The sequence below is a fragment of the Pleomorphochaeta naphthae genome (genome assembly GCF_055396005.1).
This window is the reverse complement of sequence record NZ_AP042457.1, coordinates 1,775,668-1,798,463: the sequence shown is the minus strand read 5'-3', so window position 1 is coordinate 1,798,463 and position 22,796 is coordinate 1,775,668. Positions and strand designations below refer to the sequence as shown.

The following is a 22,796-nucleotide window of genomic DNA, read 5'->3' as shown; positions in this document are numbered from 1 at the left end:
TTAACTCTTTCATGTCTTTTATTTGATGTGAAAGAGTTTTTTGGTATTTTATACAAAATAATTTATTAGATTAGATATTTAATCTATATTCTACATTTTTTGTGTTTGTCGTATTAATGCAAAGTTTTAAATTTATTTTTATTGTAATTAAACAATTTATAACATATCTATATAAATATTTATTTTACTAACAAATCTTTATCTTTTAACAGTTTAATAATAATTAATATTGATTATCGAAAACAACTTGAAAATTAATATTAGTTTAATTATTAATGCTATAATTTATATTAAATTTTATGAATTATAATCATCATTTTAAGTATTTTAGCATATATTGATATAATTTATTTTTTATAGTATAGTGAGATGCGAATCAAGACACTTTCTAAAATATTTCACGAATATTTCAGTAGTTTTTCCTCTTTTTTCGCTGCACCAGTAAATGCATTGTAATAAATTTCATTTGGTGCATAATATCCCAACGATTGGTGTGGCCTTGTAATATTAAAATAATTAATAAACCAATCCAATCCTTCTTCCAATTCACTCATGGTAGAGTAATCATGAAGAAAAATATGTTCATATTTTAGAGTTCTCCAAGTTCTCTCCATATATATATTATCCATTGCTTGACCAACAGAATCCATACTAATTCTAATATGTTCTCTTTTTAATACTGCAAGGAATTCATTTGAGGTAAATTGGCTACCTTGGTCACTATTAAAAATTGATGGTACTCCATAAATTTCTATGGATTTTTCTAAACATTCAATGCAAAAATATACGTCCATTGTATTACTTAATTTCCATGAAAGTATTTTACGACTGTAAAGATCTATTATTGCACAAAGGTAAACAAATCCATGGGGTAATGCTATATAAGTAATATCTGTAGCCCATACTTGATTTACATATTGGATAACCATGTTTCTCAACAGATAAGGGTATTTCTTATGATTTTTACCTTTTTTAGCTCTAGAAGTATTCTTTACTGCTATAGCACTATATATCCCTAATTCCTTCATTAAACGCCTTACAATGCTCTCTGTTGCCCACTTATATCCTTTTTTTATTAATATAACAGATATTTTTCTATATCCTAAAAATGGAACTGGGGACCAAGCTTTAAGTATAATCATTGCTCTTTCATAATCAATTTTTCTCTCTTCTCTATATTTTATTTCTCTTTCTATATGATGATTTAACCAATCATAATAATGACTTCTACTTATATCTAATATATTACATTGCTTACTTATTGAACATTCAATAGTATGTCCAAATGAAAAATATTTAAGACCTGGAGTAATAAGTTCGCAAAGATCTAATCCAATAAATTCATCTTTTTTTTTAAAAGCTCTAATTCAAGCTGAGATTTACCATAAGCTTTGGTAATGAACTCTATTTTATCTTTTGCTTCTTCTAATTCTTTTTCAGTTTTTGTATTTTTCTTTGATTCTTCAAAAGGAGATAAATCATGCCGTAATAAACTTTTTTTCCACAATGAAACCATACTTGGTGTAACTTGATATTTTGCTGCAATTTCTTGTACTGTAGCTTCCTCTTGTATTGCTTCTAATGCAACCTTTAATTTTGTGTCTTTGCTAATTGTCCTTCTTTTTCTACCCATAATTAATATATTATTCCTTTGGGAATAAACTAACAAGGATTCGTGAAATTATTTTTCTGTTGTCTAGTAACTCGTCTCAGTATATAGGTTAGTATTAAAAAAATAAATATTTGCATTTCTCAAATATTTTTAAGTTGAATTTATAATTTTTTGTTTGACTTTTAACAAATTATAATGGAATATATGCGTATAATTACACAAAAAATAAGAAAATAACCACTATTTACCGAAACATATTATCTATTGATTTCCTAATAAATAAAATGTAATGGATGCTTCTTGATTTACTTAATAAAAGTAGTGAAGAGTTATTACCGCATTTTTCTTTAAAGGATAGTTATGATAAATAAGAGTGTTCGAATATTTAAATTGTTAATAGTGTTATTGATTATTATATTGTTTTCATCTTGTGATGGATTAATATCTAATGGATCTTCTAATTTTGATAATGATAAACTTATTACAGCGTATAACTCATTGATGTTAAAGTTAGATAGTGAAGAAATAACTTTAGGCATTGAATATACTTATGATGATGAAACAGAAGAATTAACTACTATTTCCTTTGAAAATGTTTCTATTTTACACAATGGAGTAACATATATTTTTAATGGTCAAATTGAAGTTGAAGATTCTGATAATTATGATTTAGATTTAATTGTGACTACATCGATTTCTGATGAAACCTTTACTATTATTTTAGTGCAAACATTTGATAATCTTTCCTTTAAGATTAATGGTGTAGATTTTTCAGATAGTATTTTAAGTTTAGATTTTAATTCTGATAATAATAATCCAGATGAACCTTATATTTTTCATGAAGATTATATAGAAAATTTACTAAAAGCTTTTACTTTGTTGATGAAAAATTATAATACATATAATAATAATCATGCATATTTAGATGAATTTGATAATGTTGATTTAATAGTAAAAAGCGATGATAGAATTTATACGTTTAATGGAATTACAGAAGTATTAGAGGATAATTCTTATAAATTAAATTTAACAGCTAAAATTGAGCAATTAAATCTTGATGATATTGATCTTTCTATTAATATTAATATTGATCCTGATGGTACTATCTCATTATTTGATATAGATAGTCATAATTATAGTGTAGTTGTAGATGATTATTATAAAAATTGGAATTCAACGGGGAGTACATCGGTTGTAAACTCGGAAGCTGAAAGAAATATAGCATACTGGTTATTTAATAACTTTTCTAAGTATCAAGATGGTGCCGTTAAATGGGAGACATCAACTGAGTTCCGTACTTATTATTATGAAGGGTATTCTAACATTTATAGTCGTTATCACTTTGATTTAGAATTTACATATGATGGGAAAACTATTTTTCTAAATGGTTATTATGATAATAGAACGGATCTTGTTAATGATTATACATCTAAAGACATTACTATTACTTCGCCAGACTTCGTAAAAAGTTATAAGGGCATAGTTGTCAAAACAGGTTCAAATTATTATGTGAAAATAAATGGTCATATAATGGCAACTTATGAAATAGTAGATAATCACTGGGAGCTTGTTCAAAATTAATTTCGGATTATATATAGTTTTAAACTATAAAACTACATGGTAATATCTTCTATATCTAGCAATATATTGCATTGAAATTGGTTCTTAATATATTTGTTAATTAGGATAAAGATTAAAATTAATTTTATTTATTTAAATATTGATACCACATTGTTGCAAAGGATGCTTTCAACAACGTGGTACATATTTTTAAGGAAATTATTCTATTATTATTTTAACTCTTCATCTTGGCAAACTGCTACTTTACCACAAGCTCCGCTTGCCATAAGAGCATAAGCTTCATCGGCTTTTTCAAGTGGGAAGCGATGAGTAATTAAATCTTCAGGATGAATACCCCACCTTACGATTTTTTCTACTAAGTCTTCCATTTTCCATATGCTTGTAACCCAAGAGCCAATTAGAGTTTTTTGATCATGAAGCATATCTTCGCTTGGATTGAACTGAACTGTACCACCTTCACCAATCATTACAATCTTTCCCCATTTTCTAGTAGCTCTAATAGCTGTTGCTCTTCCAGCATCACTTGCAGAACAATCAAATGCTCTCTCAACCCCATGACCACCAGTTACTTCTTTAACTTGTTTAACATTATCAGGACCGGCAATGAAAGCTTCATCGACTAAACCAAGTTTTTTTGCAACCTCAATTCTAGCTGGTTGTGTTTCAATTCCAATTAATTTGTTAGCTCCCATCGCCTTGCATAGCATCAAACATGCTAAACCAACAGGGCCAAGTCCAACTACTAATACAGCATCATTACCAGATACTCCAGCTTTTTCAATACCCTCATAAACAGTACCAAAGCCACAAGCAACTTGAGCTCCATCACTATATGAGAGACTATCAGGTAGTGCCACTAAATCTTTCTCATCTGCAAGTAAATATTCAGCCATACCTCCATCTCTTTGCCAACCATAGGCAGCTCTTTTATCAGAGGTGCAACTGATCATATAACCTTGTCTACATTCATGGCAGACCCCGCAGCCAGATATATGATAAACAATTACTCTATCACCTTTTTTAAATCTTTTGAGACCTGGACCTTCTTCAATAATTTGTCCACAAGGTTCATGACCTGCGATTACACCCTGATAACCTTCTGGGCCTTTACCAAGATGTTCTCTATAGATACATCGAATATCACTACCACAAATAGTAGAAGATTTCATTCTAAGTAATACTTGACCATAGCCTGGTGTGGGTATTTCATATCTATCAAATGAAACACTACTATTACCTGGTAATGTTGCTCCTAACATTGTTTTCTTTTCCATAATTATTATCCTCCTATGGTTTTAACTTACGATAACTCCATTTTCATCCCATAAATCATGCCAATCTTTAGCACCTTGCCATAAAAATACATGACCTTTTATTAGACGACAGTTTTTATCTATTTTATTTAATTTATTTAGCTCTTCTTCAGTCAGTGGATCTTCACATATGCTTTTTAAATTTGTAATAATATTTCTTTCTTTAGTAGAGAAGGGAATTGGAATTACATTATTTGCATTAGCCCATTTTAAGCAAATTAATGCGGGATGTGTTTTGTGAGCTTTTGCAATATCTAATATTACAGGATCCTCTAAATCAACAGTATCCTCACTTGTTTTATCTCTCTCAGGTCTATTAGGAGAACCAAGAGGAGAAAAACCAATAATCGTCATCTTATTTTTCATGGCATACTCTCTAAGTTCTTTTTGTTGGAAATGAGGATGCATTTCCATTTCAATGATACTTGGCTTAATATTACAATCAGGCAAAATTTTATTTAACTTTGGAATTGTAACATTACTTACTCCAATTTCTTTAACAAGGCCATCTTTCATTAATTTTTCAAATTCTCTCCATAAAACCATAAAATCTTCATGAATATATGGTTTAGCATCAGGGCTTCTTGAGTTAACATCACATCCTGGTGGATGGTAATTAGGAAAAGGCCAATGAACAAGATAAAGATCTAAATAATCTAGACCTAAATCACTTAAGCTTTTTAAAAAAGATGGTCTAATATCTTCTTTATTATGTTTATCATTCCATAATTTTGAAGTAATCCAAAACTCTTCTCTTGGTATTTTCTCTCCAGTAATTTTCCCATCCATGGCTTCTCTTAAAACTATACCAATCTCTTTTTCATTCCCATAAATACTTGCACAATCTATGTGTCTGTATCCTGCTTTTATAGCGAGTCTTACACTTTCCATCATTTCTTTATTAGATACATGATCAGAGCCAAAAGTACCAAACCCGATAGTTGGAATCTTGTTGTTATTAATTGTTGTAAAATAAGGTATTTTCATAAAATTTCCTCATAAAAACTGGTGTAAAATACCAGTATAAAATCTAGCTTTTTATAACTTTCTCTAAATTTGTTTAAGTTATATTTTTATTTTATTATGAATAAATGTTTTAACAATGCTCAAAAAGCGAAAATTAAGTACCATTTTACGCAATTAGTGTTATTATAAAGTATGAAGAAAATTGGTTTAAAGTTAATGTTTCAAGACCACTATGATAATAGTGTAGCTAAAGGGGTATTGAAATATTCAAAAAATAAGATAGATTGGGAAATAAATGGAACTGGTTATTGTTTTCAAGAAGAAACAGAAGAGATAGATGCCTTAATAGCTAGGATTGAAACTATTGAGGAAAAAGAAATTTATGAGAAATTAGATATCCCTGTTGTTGATATTGCAGGTGCATTTTTTTCTGATAAAATTTCCACTGTTAGAAATGATGATTGGGATACAGGGGTGAGATGTGGTAATTATTTTTTTAATTTAGGAATTAAGCAATATGCTATGTGTTTGGTATCGAATACTAATTGGGCTAAAGAGAGAATGATGGGTTTTTGTAGTAGTCTAAATATTGCTTATGATAAATTAAACTGTTTTAGCAGACCTCTTTCTTGGTGGAAGGATATTTATAACTATAATGATGTTGATTTTAAATCTTGGCTAAAATCATTATCAGTTAATACTGGTTTATTTTGTTGTAATGATTTATCTGCTATGAAAGTTTCTAATGCCCTTAGACATTTATCAATAAATGTTCCTTCAGAGGTTATTATTTTAGGGGTAGATAATGAAGAGCTTATGTGTATGCTTGCAAAACCAACTATATCAAGTATGGCATTACAGTTAGAAAATATAGGTTATACTGCAGCAAAGGTATTAGATTTGATTATAAATGATAAAAACAAGAAAGTTGTTTACAGAATTCCTCCCATAGATGTTATCGAGAGGGAATCAACAACTTTATTTTATGGGGAAGATGTTTTTGTATCTCAAGCTATCTTGTTAATTAAGGACTATATAGGCACTAGTTTTGATGTAAACGATATTGTTAATCAACTAGGTTGTAGTAGAAGAACCTTAGAAATAAAATTTAGAAAAGTATTGAACACAAGCATTCACTCTTTTATTGTAGAAGAGAAATTATTAAAAGCTAGAGACTTATTAATTACAACTAATCTTCAAGTAAAAGAAATTTCTAGTGAATGTGGATTTGGTTCACTGCAAAGGTTCCACTCATCATTTAATAAAAAATACGGAGTTACACCGAACAAGTATAGATTCTTAAATTCGATAAACAAATAATTTAGTTGTGTTTAAAATAGGATTATTTATCTTCAAAATTAGGGAGCTCTGGGAATTTAGGAATTTTTTCTAAATCATTATCCCAACATGCCCGACTATCCATAAATATATGTCCTTTAGGTGTAATTTGAGGATCTGTATCTAAAGAGCCTGCAGGCACTACTAATAAAGTTCCATCCATTTGTAATGTAGGAAGGGCAGATCCACAATTTGGACAAAAACTTTTTGAATGATTAGTTCCTTCAACTCGATAAGTTTTTACTAGATTGCCCCCTGTAATCCATTTAATTTTCGCAGTAGATGAAAATAAATTAGATGCATGAGCTGAGCCTGTGTCTTTTCTGCATCTAGAACAATGACAAAGAAAGAAGTTTTCAAATTCTCCCTCAATTTCAAATGTTATAGATTTGCAAATACAGGAGCCTGTGTGTTTCATTATTATCTCCTTTTGATAAGATATATAGAATAATATAACATCACAGTCATTGTATATCAATGTAATTCTCTTTTTATTTAATATGGATTTAGTTATATTTCAGGCTAACTGATTAATTATTTATTTGTTAAGTTAGAATTTTTAGTCATTTAAGATATAGATTTTATTTAGAAAGTTAATAGAGATTAGTTTAGCCATTGGGCCTTATAAATATTTATAAATTATCATAAAATATTATAAGGACTCCAATAGCTATTTTTTTTAATGTATATCTAATTAAATAGTTTTATCAATTTGTTGTAATTCTTTTTTTTCACTTTCCTTTTCAGTTGGTAAAATGATGTTTAAAATAATAGCAGTGAGAGTTGCTAAAACAACAGGAGATTTACCAAAAATCATAATAAACCAAGCTGGAAAGCTTGCAATAGCACCACTTGCTTGACTGATACCAACACCTAAGGCTGCAGAAAGTCCAACAATGGAAGAATTTCTATAATTCATTTTTTCACTAGTTACTAGTTTCATACCTGTCATTGCAATTGATGCAAATACTGAAATTGTTGCCCCACCTAGAACACATTGAGGAATGGTTGTAAGAATCGCCGAAAATTTAGGAATTAAACCTGCAATCAATAAAATAGTAGCACTAAGACCTAAAGTAATTCTATTAATGACTTTTGTGCTTGCTACAATTCCAACATTTTGTGAATATGTTGATGTTGGAAGCCCACCAAAGAAAGCTCCTAAAACGTTTGATAAACCATAACCTATAATACCACCCTGAAGTTCAGAGTTAGTTGGTTCTCTATCTAAACCTCCAATTGTTGTTGCAGAAAAATCACCAATTGCCTGAATAGCATTTATTGTAAAAAGAATACCTAAAGCTATACAAGCTGATAATTCAAAAGAAATTCCAAATGGCATAAATTTAGGTAATTGAAAAACTTTTGCTGTTGCCACAGGATTTGAATCAATCATTCCAAAAGGTATTGAAACTAAATAACCGACTAATATACCAATGAGGATTGAAGATAATTTTATTAAACCTTTTCCAAAGTGATTTAAAGCAGTTACTATAGTAAGTGTTAATATTGCAATTGACCAATTTTCCCAACTTCCGTAATCAGGACTACCAACACCACCTGCCATATAATTAATTGCAGTAGGATATAGTGATAAGCCAATAGTAAAGACAACAGTACCAGTGATCATTGGAGGAAAAAAACGTCTAATTTTTCTAACAAATACTCCAACTAATGCTGCTATTAATCCGCCGACAATTTGTGCACCAAAAATAGCACTTAAATCATAACCTTCAGCAATTGCTAACATACTTGAAAGATAAGCGAAACTAACACCCATTATAACTGGTAATTTTGAACCAAAATATTTTCCAATTGGAAAAAGTTGAATAAAAGTGGCTATTGATGCAGTTATGAGTGCTGATTGAACTAAGATAATTCCATAGTTAGGAACAGGTGAAGAAACAGCTTGCGAAATAATTAAAGCTGGGGTTACACATCCGACAATCATAGCAACTACGTGTTGTAGTGCCATAGGAATAGATTTTCCTATTGAAGGCATTCCATCAAGTTCAAAAATGGAACTTTTCTCTAAATTTAACATAAATTCTCCAAAATATTATAAGGTTTGTTTTGTTGCAATGTGTTGCATTATAATATGAAACCTCTAATTTGCCAAGAAAATTTCTGAAATAATTGATATATTTTTATTTATTTAGAATATAGTTTTTACCTAAGTTTATAAGCTAAAAGACAATACTGATTTAAGTCAAAATATTTAAATAATTAAGATAGTGTTGTATATTTTGATATTTTTAGACTCGATGGTATATATTTTTGAAATATTATATAGAAAAATGTATTTATAAATTATTATAAAATATCCCTCTTCCTGATAAGGGAAAAGGGATGTAATTTACTATTTTACAGGGACTGTAACTCTAAGTTCTAAAGCATCTAAAAAGCCTGGTTTTGCTTCTACTGTTTGTGGAATAAGGTTTACACTTGGTGCAGCACTTGAACAGAATTGATTTAAATACTCATTACTTGTTGTAGCATATTCTTGTGGGTTTACATGAGGTACCATTCCTTCTTCTGTAAATTTCATATGTGGAATTCCAAAAATTTCTACACTTGTTTCTTGTGGCAATTGTGGATGCATGTCAGGGCGGACCATATGGAATACATAAAAACCTGTTACTTCCTCACCATTTTTAATACAACTCATCTTTAAAATATGGGCAGATACTGTTCCTTTTTTAATTTTGCCATAAGCAAAAGTATCAAAATCTTCTTTAGCAGTAACCATTTCATGGGTATAAATATATTTGTCATATTCTAATCCACTATACTTTGCCATTATTCTTGTAGTTCCACCGTACATGGAAAAGAATCCTCCTAATATAACGTCAGCTGGTGGTAAGGGAGCACATAGAGAATTAATCTCTTCTACAGTTTTGCCAAATGATAAAGTTCTTGCCCATGGTGCAGAATTTACTGTATCATCTTCCATTAAGGTTACAACAATTTTTTCAAGTTTACCTGAGAGTGAAGCCATTACAACAGGAAGGTAAGGATTAAATAAGCCCGGATAAATTCCTTGTTGTACAATTGTTACTCCATTTTCTAAAGCACAATTATTTACTTTTTCATAAAGTTTAGGAGCTGTTTCTTCCCAACAATATGTATCAAGAGAAGTTACAACGTTTTTCTTTGCTCGTAAGGCTTTACAAATTACTTCTGCTGTAGGACCTCGACCTGTAGGGGTTCGATCACCTTTATCCCATAAAGGCATGATGTATAATAAAACAACTTCGGCATCTAAAGCCAAAATTGCATCAACATCAGATGAAACTATTACTCCAGTTTTAGGTAGTCCAAAGATTTTCCCAGCATCCTTTCCAATTTTCTTTGGGTCTAAATCAATAGCTCCTACAAGTTCTAATGTTTTTGAAGCTTGAATCATCATGATTGCTGTTCGTCCTAGATTTCCTACTCCCCATATAATTACTCTGTTTTTGGTCATTATTATGGTACTCCTTATATAAATTAAGGCTTCGTTTAGAAAAAATTTTGTTTAAGAAAACGCTGTCTTAGATTAGAGGCCTTTTAATGAAATAGAAATTTAGTTTTGAAAAAGAATATTAGAATTTCCAACCTCTTTATATCAGTATAGATTTATCGATTGAGAACATCAACAATATTTATCACTTATTTTGTTATTTTGAATTTTGTTTGATTTTATAAATTTTTATAAGAAAATAATTAAAAACATGTATTTGTTAAAAAGGAGTATAATCATTTTAGACAATCTAAATATTAAAATATTTCAAAAATTAAAAATATGTCTAAACAAAACTTTTTAAATCAACTATATTACTTTCATGCTATTTTATTTTGCTCCTCTAGAAGGCCTAACCAATTACACTTATCGAAATACGTATTCCACTTTTTATAAAGATGTGGATAAATATTTTACGCCTTTTCTCAATGCAAATACAGAAGGCTGTCTTGCAAGAAAATCTAAAAGAGAAATAGATTTAGTTAATAACAAGGTTTCAAATCTTGTTCCTCAACTTTTAACGAACAACTCTAATACCTTTAATATAGTTTCAGCTAAGTTGAATGATTTAGGGTATAGTGAAATTAATCTTAATTTAGGATGCCCTTCTGGCACTGTTACGAGTAAGGGGAAAGGCTCTGGACAATTAAAAGATTTAGACAGACTTAGATTATTTTTTGATGAAATATTTAAAAATAATATTCAAGAAATTTCTGTTAAAACTAGAATAGGGTTTAAAGATCCAAAAGAAATGGAATCTTTACTTCCTATTTTTAATGATTATCCGATAAAAGAATTAATTGTTCACCCTAGAGTTAGAGAAGATTATTATAAAGGTGAAATAAACTTTGATGTATTTAAATTTGTAGTTGAAAATTCAAAAAACGAGGTTTGTTATAATGGTGATTTGTTTACTGTAGATCACATTAAAAGTTTTGTTTCTAAATTTCCAACAGTAAAAAAAGTTATGATTGGACGAGGGTTACTAGCAAATCCAGGTTTAGTAGAAGAGTATAAAACAGGGAAAGCTGCGAGTATCCAAATTTTTAGAGAGTTCCATGATTCTCTTTATAAACAGTATTCACAAATTCTTTATGGAGAGAGAAGTCTTCTCTTTAAAATGAAAGATTATTGGAGAGTGTGGAAGATAAACTTCCCTGAAAAAGAAAAACAAGTTAAACGCCTTCACAAATCACAAAATCTAAATTCTTATAATAAAGCAGTTGATTCTATTCTTCAATAGAACTTTTGTATATTTTCATACACATACAAGTATTTTAATTAAGTTGCATTTATTGTTATAATCATATGATTAATTATAAGTTTATGTAGTTAATTATTATAAAAAAACAACTGCAATTGATAAGGTATCAGTTAAACAGTTGTTTTTATTAAAAATTAAAGCTATTTCAAATAACCTAAATATTCACTTTGTAAATCGATGATTGTATCTAATAATTTCTCAGTTTGTAATATGCTATTATTAGTAGTATCAACTAAAAGTGCTTGTAATGCCAATTCTCTTGATTGTTGAATTACTGCTTCAGCACATAATCTTAAAACACCAACTCTATTACTCAATAATGATGAAAAACCTAATGGCATAACCTTATCTAAATTTACGCCATGAACTCCATCTTTATTTACAATTGCTGGAACTTCAACAATTGTGTCATTTGGTAGGGTAGAAATTAGCCCATTATTTATAACATTTACTGCTAATTCTTCATGATTATCATCGTTTATTATACCTTCTATTATTGGTACTACTCTCCAATATTCTTCGGGCAATGTCCCTGATTTTAATCTTCCATACATGTCAACTTGGTGTCCAAGACATTCTTTTTTATAATTTGTATAGAAATCCATAACTCCTGCATGATCTGCAACTTCTTGAGCCCAATGAATGTATTCACTGAAATGACTGTCTGTTGTTATTGGAATTTTTTTGAAATATTGGATTATTTTCATAAATAATCCTCTTTCTAGAGTCCCCTCAAAATAAGGAATTGCTTTTTCCATTATGTCATTCATCGCTGATGATCCATCTTTAACATAAGTTGCATCTAATAAACAACTAAAATGATTTAATCCCCCAGAGGTTGTATGTAGTTGATCAAATGGAATATTTAAAATTTTTGGTAAATGTATTACAAGGGAAGAAACTTCATGGCAAAGTCCAATTACCTTTAATTTGGGATATTTTTTTGTGACAGCAGTAAGAATATTTGTCATAGGATTGCTTAAATTCATAATTAGAGCATTTGGGCAAATTTCTTGTATATCTTCACATATTTCCAATATTGGTGGGATGATTCTAAATGAGTGGAACAATCCACCAGGGCCTCCGTTTTCTCCATAAACTTGTTTTATTCCAAAATGAAGGGGAATATTCCAATCCATTTCCCAAAGTTCATATCTATCACCAACTTCTATTGAGATTAAGACAAAATCAGCTTCTTTTAGAGCTTCTTTTCTATTTGTTGTTGCAGTTATTTTATAATTTAAATTATTTGACTTTAAATATTCTTTTGATACTTTTTCAACTTCACGTAGTGGAACAGGATTAATATCAACTAAAGCTATTTCACAACCTTCTAAGGTTTTACTTTTAAAGATATCACCTAAGGCACCTAGTCCAAACATCGCACTTCCGGCACCAATTAATACAATTTTCATATATACTCCTTTTTATTTAAAATATGGTATAAGCTCTTTATGGGCTTCAAATAACTCATTAACCATTTGATCCATTGCATCTAAGTTAAGCATTGAAGAACAGAGTGGATCTAACATTACAGCTTGATATATTAATTTCTTATTATTTAATAAAACTGCTTCAACAACTAAATTTTGAACATTTATATTTGTTCTATTATAGCTAGCTAGTTGTTCTGGAATTTTTCCAATATGTGTTGGTTGAATTCCATTTTTATTTATTAGACAAGGAACTTCTACACAACAATTTGTTGGAAGATTAGTAATTAATCCAGTATTTAATACATTCCCATTAATCTGACTATTTTCTCCACTGACAATTGAATTGATTATAGATCCGGCATATTCTTCACTCATGTTAACATGAAGTTCTTTTCCTTCTACAATGCTTTGTTTTGTAGATTCAAATTCTTTAAGATTAATTTTACATCGTCTTATATATTCATTTATTGGAATTTTATATTTTTCGATTAACTTTTGATCTTTTATGAAATATGGACAATACTCAGCATTATGCTCGCTAGATTCTGTAACGAAATAGCCAAGTCTTTTTAACATTTCAAATCTAACTTTATCTCCTTCAAAAGTTTCAACTGCACTATCTTTAAAGTTCTCCCTAAACCAGGAGTCAGATGCTGGGCAATCATATAAATGTTTTGGAACAAAATTAGGATTTTTATCTAACTTATTCTTTAATTCAAATAATTTTGGATATAAATTTTGTCCCTTTGTTTCTAGTTTTAAAAACCAAGCTTGATGATTAATTCCAGCAACTTTAACATCTAGTTCTTTATATGGGATATTTAAATATAGAGCTAATTGTTTGCTTGTTGTTTGGACACTATGGCATAATCCCACATATTTTACTGTTGGATATTTTTTTAATACATATTGAGATAGCATTGCCATTGGATTAGTATAATTTAAAAGATAAGCTTTTGAGTTATATTTAATTATAGCTTTACATATTTCATCCATTACAGGCATTGTTCTTAATGCTCTAAAAATTCCACCTATACTCATCGAATCAGCAATTGTTTGTTTTAAACCATATTTTTCAGGAATTTCAAAATCAACTAAAGTAGATTTGAATCCTCCAACTTGTACTAAATTTATTACAAAATCAGCATTTTTTACTGCTTCATCAATACTGTTTGTAGTAGTAATTATTGTATTACTATTGCGTTGCTTGATGAACATTTTTGCTACTTTTTCTATAAGTTCTAGTCTTTCAGAGTTGATATCTTCAAGACAAAATTCACAGTTCTCTAATGCTTTAAATCCAAGAATATCTACCATAAGTTGTTTAGAAAAAACAACACTTCCAGCTCCAATTAAAGTTATTTTAATCATTTTATCCTCTTTTATTTATTAAATTCATATATAAAGTTAACAATTCCTTCTTTCTCTTCTTTTGGATTAACTCGTAAAAGATGTGCTTCCTTTTTATATCCTTTGTAATCGAGATTAACCGCATCAGTTGAACAAGTTTGTCTTTCAACACAGAAGAATGGTTTATTTTTTGGAGTAAAGACTTGCATATGTGTAAAGTCATCAGTTGCATCCATATAAATTCTCAATCCAATATTTGGATAATCAATATATACTCGTTCATCCTTAATCATTGATGTAAAGCAATTATCTAAATCTAGGTGACTTGGAGGGGTTGGATTTCTTAAATCAAAGTCTTTTCCATCTACTTTTAATAGTTTTCCTGTTGGAAGTAGTTCTTCACTTAATTCCATCATGTGTTTAGCTGGAACTCTTATAAATGAGTTTTCGTTACCACATAGTTTCTTGAAAAAAGTATGATAAGATATTCCAAAAGGAAGGGTTTTATTAGATAAATTTTCCACTTTGTATTTTATATCAAATCCTTTTTTATTTACTTCAAAAATTATTGTTAATTTATGTTCCCATGGAAATCCTTCATATATTGGGTGTTTCTTAGTAACGTTAATCCAAGTTTCTAACCTAACATAGTCTTCATTTATTATAGGTTCATTATATTCCCAACTTTCATCATAAACTAAGGAATGAAGAAAGACTGGGATTCCATTTTTTTGTTGCCAATAGTTGTTTCCATCAAATTTATAGAAACAATTTCGTAATCTATTAGGGAACGGATATAAAATTGGATTTCCTGTGTAATATGAGGTTAAAGAGAAATAACTATCATAATGTATTACTTCAAATTCATCTACTCGAAAACAATAAAGATTATTGCCAAGCGTAGGTGATACTTTAATTAAAATGTTATGTTCGTTATCATTTTCTTTTTCATATCCTAATAAATATGATTTTTCTCCTTCAATAGTTTCTCTATCATAGTAAAAGCTCATAATGTTCTCCAATTTATTTTCTTGTTACATATTTTTGTGCATCAATGGCTACTGCTAATATGACAATTGCACCTTTGATGATATAAAGCATATAAGGACTGACGCTTATATAAACTAAACCATAGTTAATTACCTGAAAAATAATTACACCAATAACAATACCAAATATTGATCCAACACCTCCCATTAGAGAGACTCCACCAACAACACAGGCTGCAATGGCGTCTAATTCATAGCCGTTTCCTAAATTATTTGTTGCACTTCCTGTTCTTCCAACTTCTAGAGCTCCAGCAAATCCATATAAAAAGCCTGCTATTAAATAAATAATAATTATTGTTTTTGTAATGTTGACACCAGATACTTTGGCAGCTTCCATGTTATTACCAATTGCAAAAAGATTTCTTCCTAGTTTTGTTTTGTTCCAAATAAACCACATGATGGCAACTAGAATTACAGCATAAATAATTAAATTAGGAATTCCCAAAAAATCTCCCTGAGCAAAATCTGTAAAAGAAGTTCGTAAGCTTCCAATTGGTGCTGCACCACATACCTTTTCATAATAAGTTGAAGTTGCTCCGTATAAAATCATCTGCATGCCTAATGTGGCGATAAAGGCTGTAACAGATAATTTTGTTACGATAATTCCATCTATGAGAGAAATCAAACCACAAATTAAAACTACCAATAGTATAGGGATAAATACTGGTAAATTTAGACCAGGGAAGATAATATTCGGATTATCTAATGCTTGCATCATTGATGCAGATACAACTGCAGCTAATCCAACAAATCTACCAATCGCCAAGTCACATCCAGCTAATACTATAATTCCACTAACACCTAGTGCTAATATCATTCTTGTTGAAGCTTGTGTAAAAATAAACTTGAAGTTATTTATGGATAGAAAAGTAGGATCTACTATGGTAATTATTATTATCAATGCAATTAATACTATATATATAGCGTTGTTCATTAATTTGGTTTTTATAATCCTTTTTTTTCTTTTTCTTTCTATATCTTCTTTTGTTAACTCAATCATTGTTTATGAACTCCTATAAAAATTTTGCAGCTAAGCGAAGAATTTCTTCTTGATTTGTATCTTTTGTGTTAACTATTCCCGCTATTTTTCCGTTACTCATAACTAATATTCTATCTGAAACACCTAGAAGTTCTGGCATTTCTGAGGAAACCATAATTATGCCTTTCCCTTGATTTGCTAAGTTGATAATTAGTTGATAAATCTCAAATTTAGCACCGACATCTATTCCTCGGGTAGGTTCATCTAAAAGAAGAATATTAGGAGATGTTAGCATCCATCTTCCAAAAATTACTTTTTGTTGATTACCTCCTGATAAGTTTCTTATCATTGCTTTATCAGAAGGAGTTTTAACATTTAAAGTTTTTATGATTTTAAGAACATCATTATTTGCTTTTTCATCGTTTATTACTCCATATTTACAGTAGCAATCAATATTCGATATCATTATGTTGTCTTTAACACTCATCCCAGGAAAAATTCCATTATATTTTCTCTCTTCTGTTAGAAGGGCAAATTTGTTTTTGATTGAATTAGAGGGATTTGAGTTTTTACATTCATTATTTTCTACAATGATTTCACCTGATTCTCTTGTTCTATAACCAAATAGTCCTTCGACAATTTCAGTTCGCATTGATCCTTCTAGTCCCGCAATCCCTAATATTTCACCTTTTCTTAGTGTAAAAGAAATATCTTTTACTAGAGGAGAGTAGACTAAGGATAAATTCTTTATTTCTAAAAGAGTTCCATCTGGAGTGTTGGTTTTTTTGGGGAATCTATTAGTAAGTTTTCTTCCTACCATTAACGTAATAACATTATCGATGTTAATATTCTCAATATTTTGTGTTGAAATAAGTTTTCCATCTCTCATTACAGAAACTTCATCAGCGATGCTAAAAATTTCCTCTAATTTATGAGAAATATATATAATGCTACACCCTTTGGCTTTTAATTTGTTAATTACTCTAAACAGATGAGCGACTTCTTTTTCAGATAAAGAAGATGTGGGTTCATCCATGACAATTATTTTTGCATTATATGATGCAGCTTTTGCTATTTCTATCATTTGTCGATCAGAGATTGATAGCTTTTCAACTTTGATAGATGGGTTTATATCAATTTCTAGATTTTTAAATATTTCTTGAGTGTCCTGAAATACCTTTTTCTCATCAATAATAATTCCATTTTTCATAGGAAAGCGTCCAAGCCAAATGTTATCCATGACTCTTAATCTTGCAACTTGATTTAACTCTTGGTGAACCATTGTGATCCCATTATCTAATGCTTGTTTAGGTTCTACAAAACTGACAACGTTTCCTTCAAGCTCAATTGTTCCATTGTCAGGTATATATATCCCAAAAAGGCATTTCATTAATGTTGATTTACCAGCTCCATTTTCTCCTACTAAAGCATGAACAGTTCCTTTTTTTACAGTTAAGTCCACATTATCTAAGGCTTGTACTCCAGGGAACGCTTTTGACATTCCTATTATTTTTAATAAAATAGGATTATTGGTCATAAGATTTTTCTCCAATTAGTAATATATAATCATGGTACAAAGATGTACCATGATTAATTAATGATTTTATTTGTATGCTTCAATTGCATTATCTAGATTGTCTGCCATGGTAATTTCACAAGCTACACGAACATCTTTCTTTTCTCCGAATACGTAATCAGTACCATCTAATGGGTCTCGACCGTTAGCAACATTAACTGTCATTTTGTATGCAGCAAGACCTAAGGCTTTAGGGTCATTTAAGATAGTTCCTAGTAATTGGCCTTTTTTAATTAGTTCAACAGCTTCAGGAAGTCCATCTACTGCAACAACTGGCATATATTTGCCATCAGTAAAGTAACCGGCTGCTTTAAGAGCTTCTACTGCACCTAGAGCCATTGCATCATTGTTACAGATTACAAATTCAATTTTGTCCCCATGTTTAGCTAACCAAGTTTCCATAAGATCTTTACCTTTTGAAGCATCCCACATTCCGGTTTGTAGTTCTAATTCTTCTACGCCAATTCCAGCTTCTTTGATAATTCTTATTGGTTCGCTAGTTCTAACTTCAGCATCTGGATGACCAGGTTCACCTTTAAGTAATACATATTGAATCTTTCCATCGTTGTTTTTATCCCAAGCTGGATTAGCTTTCCAAGAATCTACAATCATTTGGCCTTGTTGAATTCCAAATTCAGCTGAAGTGATTCCAGCATACCAGCATTTGTCGTAACCCATTATTACATCTTTAGAAGGTTCTTTATTGTAAAAAATTATTGGGATGCCAGCTTTTCTAGCTTTTTCGACAACTGTTTGACCTGCAGCAGGTTCTACTAAATTAACACATAAAGCTTTTACGCCTTTATTTATGTATGTATCAATTTGGTCATTTTGTTTTGCTTGGTCATTCATTGAATCACAAATTAGTAATTCTGATTCTGAATCTTCAGCTGCAGCTTTTTCTATAGCTTTTCTAACAAATGACATGTAATTGTCATCGTATTTATAAACAGTGACTCCTATTTTAGGAATGTCTGTTTCTTGTTGGCCATTTGCAAATATAGTGATATTGCAAATTAAAAGTAATGCTAAAAAAATTGTTGTTGATTTTTTCATCTTTTCTTCTCCTTTTGTAATGAAATAATTAAATACTTTATTTAATCATTAAAGAAAGTATTTAAAAATAAAATACGTAATCGCTCTTTAACTAGGATAGCATTAGACCATAAATCTGGCAAGTTTTATTTTTAAAACAATATAATTTATTGTATAGTAGATAAATATAAGATATTTTTAGTTGATTATAACTGATTTCTACTTAATAGAGTGATATAAAACTAAATTTATCTATTAAATAAAGTATGGTAAAAACTATAAAATTAAACTGTTTTTTTAATTATTAAAAAAAGTCTTCTTCTAAAATCTTATTTAGGACTAAGGCTGCTGCACCAATTTCTCCTTTACTTCCTTCAAAAGATGATTTTAGAATTTTTACATTATTACAGCATTCAGTCATTGCTTGTTTTTTCACAGTTTCAGTGATTTGGGTTTCTATAAATTCCCAAGATTGAGATAGTTGTCCACCAATAATGACAGCTTCAGGATTAAAAACATTGATTATATCTGCTAAAGCTGTTCCAACATATACTCCAATATTGTTTAGGACTTCTATTGCTAACTCATCATTATTTCTTGCAGCTGTATCGATTATATCGTAATTGATTTCATTTAAATCACCATTGTTAACCATTGAAGTAATAATTGTAGGATAGCCTAATTGAATTTTATTAATTATTTCTTGCACAAGAGCTCTTGATGAAGCGACTGTTTCGAGACAACCATAGTTGCCACATAAACATTTTACACCATTTTCTTTTACTCTTATGTGACCAATTTCTCCAGCAGCCGATGAAACTCCTCTAAAAAGTTTTCCATCTATTAAGATTCCGCCTCCAACTCCTGCATCTAAACTTAGAAATATTAAATTTCTAAGATTCCTATATTTTCCAAACCATTTTTCTGCTAATACCATTACTCTTGCATCGTTATCAACTATGACAGGTAGTTTAAATTCGTTTTCTAAAAGTGCCTTAATATTTACATATCTCCAATTGAAGGCTGGGGCAAATATTGAAATTCCTGATTTATAGTCTACAACCCCATGAAAACCGACGCCAATACCAAGAATTCGTTGAAGATTTCCATTTACATTTTTTTTCAACTCTTTGATTGAATATACTATTGTGTTAAAAATATTTTCTTTGGTGATTGGTAATGGATATTTATCAGTTCTAGTAATTTTAGGTTTGCCTTTTAAATTTACTATTGTTGATACAACTTCAAATTTTTTTACTGTAATGCCAATACTTAGTAATGAGGTTTCGTTTATTTCTAGCATTTTAGGCTTTCTTCCACCTGAAGATTCGCCTTCTTCCCCAAGTCTTATAAAATTCATTTTTTCTAATTCAGCAACATTAGAAGATACTGTTGCTGCTGTTATATTTAAATCTTTAGCTATTTGTGCTCTGGAAATGGATCTTTCTTCCCAAACTTTTTTTAAAATATTTCTTCTGTTTTGCTTTTGAATTAAAGAGTTTTTATTGTTATCCATGAATCTTATAATACCTTAGTTGTTGATAAATTAATAGATTTTTTTAAATTAAATAATAAAATTAGTTTACTTAATGGTGGGTAAAATGTAGTAGAAAATATTTTTCTAAGAATATAAATATTAATAGATGAAAAAAAATTTTTGTAAAAATTAAAAAGCTTAGAATATATATATTATCTTGATGTTCTCTTTTTTCGTATTGTTCTATTAAGGCAATTTGTAAATAGGTAGAGTGAATAATTATTCAAAAATTATACAAATAAAACCTAAAATATATGCATATAAAAGTCCTATATAATCAAATACGTCATATTTCTAGCTATAAATATATTTATTTAACCAATTTGATTAATAATTTTTTGATATTTATACAATAAGTTATATTAAAAAAGGTTTGAAGTATAGATTAATTTTTGATATGAGATTATTATAGTCCAAATATTAAAATTGATTCAGGATGGACAAAATGTTAATTGAGGATTTTATTAAAAAGGATGAAGAACTTCAAGAACTTTTTCAGTCTGTATCAGTATTGGATTTAGCAAAGTTTGAAAGAAAAACATATAAGACAAATGAATATTTAATTAATAAAGATTGTTGTGCTAATAATATTTTTTTTATATTTGAAGGTATTTGTGGAATACTTAAAGATTTAGCAAATGGCGAATCTTATTGTTCTTATAAAATTAATTCAATCGCTATAATAGGCTTATCTGAAATCCTTCCTAAAAAAACTAAAATTAGAGTTGCGGATGTTATTGCTATTAGTGACGTAACAGCTTTTTCTATAAGTAAATCTTATTTTAAAACTTTTCAAATAAAGTATCCTGATTTTTATAATAGATGTATACAAATTATAATTGAAACTTTACACCAAAATTTAATGGTGCATATAGAATGTAAAAAGTATAATGCAAAGTTAAATATAATATCATATCTTATTCACTGTTATAAATTATATTATAAATTACCTCAATTTAATAATAATGGTGTTTTTATAAACGAAACTCGTCAAATGATTGCCGATTTTACAGGGCTTTCAGAGAGAAGTGTAAATTCAACAATTGAACTTTTGAAAACTTTAAACCTTGTTACAGTGGATCATCAAAAATTATATATAAATAAAAATCAATATGAAAATCTATTAGAATATAAATTTAATAATACTTAAAAAATCTTACAAGCTTGCAAAATTTCCTACTTTTATTGAAATCAAAATGATATAAGAGAAGTAATAATATAAATTTTTAGGAGTGCTTTATGTTAAAAAAATTTGTTGTATCTTGTTTATTGATTTCAATGTTACTCATTGGGTGTGCTAAATCCACTGAGACAAAAGAGGTTGATTCTTCATTAACTGTAGAGAAAACTGTTAAAGTTGCCTTAATCACATCTTCAGGTGGACTTGGAGATAGATCATTTAATGATGCAGCTTATGAAGGCTTAAAAAGAGCTGAAGCTGATTATGGTATTGAAATTAAAGTAATTGAACCACAAGGTGTTTCTGACTATCAACAATCACTTAAATTAGTTTCTTCTGCGGGATATGATTTAGTTATAACTGTTGGAAATGACTGGAGTGATGCTCTTTCTGTTATAGCCCCTAATTTCCCTGATACTAAATATGCTGCAATTAACTTAAGTATTAGTTTAGACAACTTACAAGTAGCACAATTTGCTGACCATGAAGGATCTTTCTTAGCAGGTGCATTTGCTGCCTTAATGACTAAAACAAATAAAATTGGATTTATTGGTGGTATGGATGTTCCAGCTATTAAACGTTTTTATGTTGGTTATCAAGAAGGTGCAAAATATGTTAATGATGATATAGAAGTTATACCAACTTATGTTGGATCTTTTGCTGATCCTTTTAAAGGTAAAGAATTTGCTCTTCAATTAATTGGTGAAGATTGTGACATTATTTTCCACGCTGCAGGTAAAACAGGCGAGGGGTTATTTGATGCAATTAAAACTAGTGATGATGTTTATGCAATTGGAGTAGATAGCGACCAGGATTCTATTGTTGAAGGAAAGATTTTAACATCAATGATTAAAAGTGTTGATGCTGCAGTATATGATATGACAAGTTCATTTATAGATGGCACATTTGAAACTGGTAAAGTTCTTTATGGGCTAGAAGAAAAAGGTGTAGGTCTCTCTGAAATGAAATATACAAAAGATATAATTCCTTCAGATGTTTTAAATCAGCTAGCTGATATTAAAGCAAAAGTTATTAGTGGTGAAATCCAAGTTACTGATGTATTTGAAGAGTAGGTAAT

At 29.3% G+C, this 22,796-nt stretch carries 19 protein-coding genes; 5 read left to right on the top strand and 14 right to left on the bottom strand.

Translation table 11 applies throughout. The features are described from left to right. Positions 1-398 precede the first annotated feature (398 nt). Both ACZ5SO_RS08150 and ACZ5SO_RS08145 read right to left on the bottom strand, forming a co-directional pair. Positions 399-1,274: an IS3 family transposase gene (locus ACZ5SO_RS08150; RefSeq protein WP_464627833.1), complete on the bottom strand. Its 876-nt coding sequence runs from the start codon at positions 1,272-1,274 to the stop codon at positions 399-401. A 53-nt stretch (positions 1,275-1,327) separates the two neighbouring features. Further along, on the bottom strand, positions 1,328-1,633 hold the full coding sequence (locus tag ACZ5SO_RS08145) for a transposase (RefSeq protein WP_464623952.1): 306 nt from the start codon (positions 1,631-1,633) through the stop codon (positions 1,328-1,330). A gap of 339 nt (positions 1,634-1,972) precedes the next feature. Between ACZ5SO_RS08145 and ACZ5SO_RS08140 the strand changes: the two genes are divergently transcribed. Then, a complete protein-coding gene (locus tag ACZ5SO_RS08140) occupies positions 1,973-3,193 on the top strand; it encodes a hypothetical protein (protein ID WP_464623951.1) in 1,221 nt (406 codons plus the stop codon). 209 nt (positions 3,194-3,402) lie between these two features. Here ACZ5SO_RS08140 and ACZ5SO_RS08135 read toward each other — a convergent pair whose 3' ends face one another. Both ACZ5SO_RS08135 and ACZ5SO_RS08130 read right to left on the bottom strand, forming a co-directional pair. Further along, entirely contained in the window at positions 3,403-4,467 is a 1,065-nt protein-coding gene (locus ACZ5SO_RS08135) for a zinc-dependent alcohol dehydrogenase family protein (protein WP_464623950.1), read from the bottom strand. 21 nt (positions 4,468-4,488) lie between these two features. Continuing rightward, positions 4,489-5,493, bottom strand: coding sequence for an aldo/keto reductase (locus ACZ5SO_RS08130; protein ID WP_464623949.1), 1,005 nt, complete (start codon positions 5,491-5,493; stop codon positions 4,489-4,491). A 171-nt stretch (positions 5,494-5,664) separates the two neighbouring features. On the opposite strand from ACZ5SO_RS08130, the gene ACZ5SO_RS08125 reads away from it, so the two are divergent. Beyond that, a complete protein-coding gene (locus tag ACZ5SO_RS08125; protein WP_464623948.1) occupies positions 5,665-6,792 on the top strand; it encodes an AraC family transcriptional regulator in 1,128 nt (375 codons plus the stop codon). Between the two features lie 22 nt (positions 6,793-6,814). Here ACZ5SO_RS08125 and ACZ5SO_RS08120 read toward each other — a convergent pair whose 3' ends face one another. The 3 genes from ACZ5SO_RS08120 to ACZ5SO_RS08110 form a co-directional block, all read right to left on the bottom strand. Next, a complete protein-coding gene (locus ACZ5SO_RS08120; protein WP_464623947.1) occupies positions 6,815-7,228 on the bottom strand; it encodes a GFA family protein in 414 nt (137 codons plus the stop codon). A gap of 276 nt (positions 7,229-7,504) precedes the next feature. Continuing rightward, positions 7,505-8,854 (bottom strand): uracil-xanthine permease family protein, encoded by a 1,350-nt coding sequence (locus ACZ5SO_RS08115; RefSeq protein WP_464623946.1) that lies wholly within the window; start codon positions 8,852-8,854, stop codon positions 7,505-7,507. Positions 8,855-9,169: 315 nt separating this feature from the next. Further along, positions 9,170-10,276, bottom strand: a complete 1,107-nt coding sequence (locus ACZ5SO_RS08110; protein ID WP_464623945.1) for a hypothetical protein — start codon at positions 10,274-10,276, stop codon at positions 9,170-9,172. Positions 10,277-10,634: 358 nt separating this feature from the next. Here ACZ5SO_RS08110 and ACZ5SO_RS08105 point away from each other — a divergent pair, with 358 nt between their 5' ends. Next, on the top strand, positions 10,635-11,555 hold the full coding sequence (locus tag ACZ5SO_RS08105) for a tRNA-dihydrouridine synthase (protein WP_464623944.1): 921 nt from the start codon (positions 10,635-10,637) through the stop codon (positions 11,553-11,555). Between the two features lie 161 nt (positions 11,556-11,716). Here the strand turns inward: ACZ5SO_RS08105 and ACZ5SO_RS08100 are convergent, their stop codons facing one another. The 7 genes from ACZ5SO_RS08100 to ACZ5SO_RS08070 form a co-directional block, all read right to left on the bottom strand. Next, complete coding sequence (locus ACZ5SO_RS08100) at positions 11,717-12,991, bottom strand: family 4 glycosyl hydrolase (protein WP_464623943.1); 1,275 nt, start codon at positions 12,989-12,991, stop codon at positions 11,717-11,719. 12 nt (positions 12,992-13,003) lie between these two features. Continuing rightward, positions 13,004-14,383 (bottom strand): alpha-galactosidase, encoded by a 1,380-nt coding sequence (gene melA, locus ACZ5SO_RS08095; protein ID WP_464623942.1) that lies wholly within the window; start codon positions 14,381-14,383, stop codon positions 13,004-13,006. A gap of 11 nt (positions 14,384-14,394) precedes the next feature. Beyond that, complete coding sequence (locus ACZ5SO_RS08090; RefSeq protein WP_464623941.1) at positions 14,395-15,372, bottom strand: aldose epimerase family protein; 978 nt, start codon at positions 15,370-15,372, stop codon at positions 14,395-14,397. A gap of 13 nt (positions 15,373-15,385) precedes the next feature. Beyond that, positions 15,386-16,411 (bottom strand): galactose/methyl galactoside ABC transporter permease MglC, encoded by a 1,026-nt coding sequence (gene mglC / locus ACZ5SO_RS08085; protein WP_464623940.1) that lies wholly within the window; start codon positions 16,409-16,411, stop codon positions 15,386-15,388. A gap of 13 nt (positions 16,412-16,424) precedes the next feature. Next, positions 16,425-17,927: a sugar ABC transporter ATP-binding protein gene (locus ACZ5SO_RS08080; protein WP_464623939.1), complete on the bottom strand. Its 1,503-nt coding sequence runs from the start codon at positions 17,925-17,927 to the stop codon at positions 16,425-16,427. Positions 17,928-17,993: 66 nt separating this feature from the next. After that, complete coding sequence (locus ACZ5SO_RS08075) at positions 17,994-19,022, bottom strand: galactose ABC transporter substrate-binding protein (protein WP_464623938.1); 1,029 nt, start codon at positions 19,020-19,022, stop codon at positions 17,994-17,996. Between the two features lie 283 nt (positions 19,023-19,305). Next, complete coding sequence (locus tag ACZ5SO_RS08070; RefSeq protein WP_464623937.1) at positions 19,306-20,517, bottom strand: ROK family transcriptional regulator; 1,212 nt, start codon at positions 20,515-20,517, stop codon at positions 19,306-19,308. Between the two features lie 466 nt (positions 20,518-20,983). On the opposite strand from ACZ5SO_RS08070, the gene ACZ5SO_RS08065 reads away from it, so the two are divergent. Together ACZ5SO_RS08065 and ACZ5SO_RS08060 are read left to right on the top strand one after the other, a co-directional pair. Next, positions 20,984-21,688, top strand: a complete 705-nt coding sequence (locus ACZ5SO_RS08065; protein WP_464623936.1) for a Crp/Fnr family transcriptional regulator — start codon at positions 20,984-20,986, stop codon at positions 21,686-21,688. Positions 21,689-21,777: 89 nt separating this feature from the next. Beyond that, entirely contained in the window at positions 21,778-22,791 is a 1,014-nt protein-coding gene (locus tag ACZ5SO_RS08060) for a BMP family lipoprotein (protein WP_464623935.1), read from the top strand. The last annotated feature ends 5 nt before the right edge of the window (positions 22,792-22,796 follow it).

Excerpts from the sequence above, each read along its gene's own strand:
- ACZ5SO_RS08105 (WP_464623944.1), top strand. The coding sequence starts at position 10,635 with ATGCTATTTTATTTTGCTCCTCTAGAAGGCCTAACCAATTACACTTAT.
- ACZ5SO_RS08100 (WP_464623943.1), bottom strand. The coding sequence starts at position 12,991 with ATGAAAATTGTATTAATTGGTGCCGGAAGTGCGATGTTTGGACTAGGT.
- ACZ5SO_RS08090 (WP_464623941.1), bottom strand. The coding sequence starts at position 15,372 with ATGAGCTTTTACTATGATAGAGAAACTATTGAAGGAGAAAAATCATAT.
- ACZ5SO_RS08075 (WP_464623938.1), bottom strand. The coding sequence starts at position 19,022 with ATGAAAAAATCAACAACAATTTTTTTAGCATTACTTTTAATTTGCAAT.
- ACZ5SO_RS08115 (WP_464623946.1), bottom strand. The coding sequence starts at position 8,854 with ATGTTAAATTTAGAGAAAAGTTCCATTTTTGAACTTGATGGAATGCCT.
- mglC (WP_464623940.1), bottom strand. The coding sequence starts at position 16,411 with ATGATTGAGTTAACAAAAGAAGATATAGAAAGAAAAAGAAAAAAAAGG.
- ACZ5SO_RS08145 (WP_464623952.1), bottom strand. The coding sequence starts at position 1,633 with ATGGGTAGAAAAAGAAGGACAATTAGCAAAGACACAAAATTAAAGGTT.
- ACZ5SO_RS08135 (WP_464623950.1), bottom strand. The coding sequence starts at position 4,467 with ATGGAAAAGAAAACAATGTTAGGAGCAACATTACCAGGTAATAGTAGT.
- ACZ5SO_RS08065 (WP_464623936.1), top strand. The coding sequence starts at position 20,984 with ATGTTAATTGAGGATTTTATTAAAAAGGATGAAGAACTTCAAGAACTT.
- melA (WP_464623942.1), bottom strand. The coding sequence starts at position 14,383 with ATGATTAAAATAACTTTAATTGGAGCTGGAAGTGTTGTTTTTTCTAAA.
- ACZ5SO_RS08120 (WP_464623947.1), bottom strand. The coding sequence starts at position 7,228 with ATGAAACACACAGGCTCCTGTATTTGCAAATCTATAACATTTGAAATT.
- ACZ5SO_RS08070 (WP_464623937.1), bottom strand. The coding sequence starts at position 20,517 with ATGGATAACAATAAAAACTCTTTAATTCAAAAGCAAAACAGAAGAAAT.
- ACZ5SO_RS08060 (WP_464623935.1), top strand. The coding sequence starts at position 21,778 with ATGTTAAAAAAATTTGTTGTATCTTGTTTATTGATTTCAATGTTACTC.
- ACZ5SO_RS08125 (WP_464623948.1), top strand. The coding sequence starts at position 5,665 with ATGAAGAAAATTGGTTTAAAGTTAATGTTTCAAGACCACTATGATAAT.
- ACZ5SO_RS08110 (WP_464623945.1), bottom strand. The coding sequence starts at position 10,276 with ATGACCAAAAACAGAGTAATTATATGGGGAGTAGGAAATCTAGGACGA.
- ACZ5SO_RS08080 (WP_464623939.1), bottom strand. The coding sequence starts at position 17,927 with ATGACCAATAATCCTATTTTATTAAAAATAATAGGAATGTCAAAAGCG.
- ACZ5SO_RS08140 (WP_464623951.1), top strand. The coding sequence starts at position 1,973 with ATGATAAATAAGAGTGTTCGAATATTTAAATTGTTAATAGTGTTATTG.
- ACZ5SO_RS08130 (WP_464623949.1), bottom strand. The coding sequence starts at position 5,493 with ATGAAAATACCTTATTTTACAACAATTAATAACAACAAGATTCCAACT.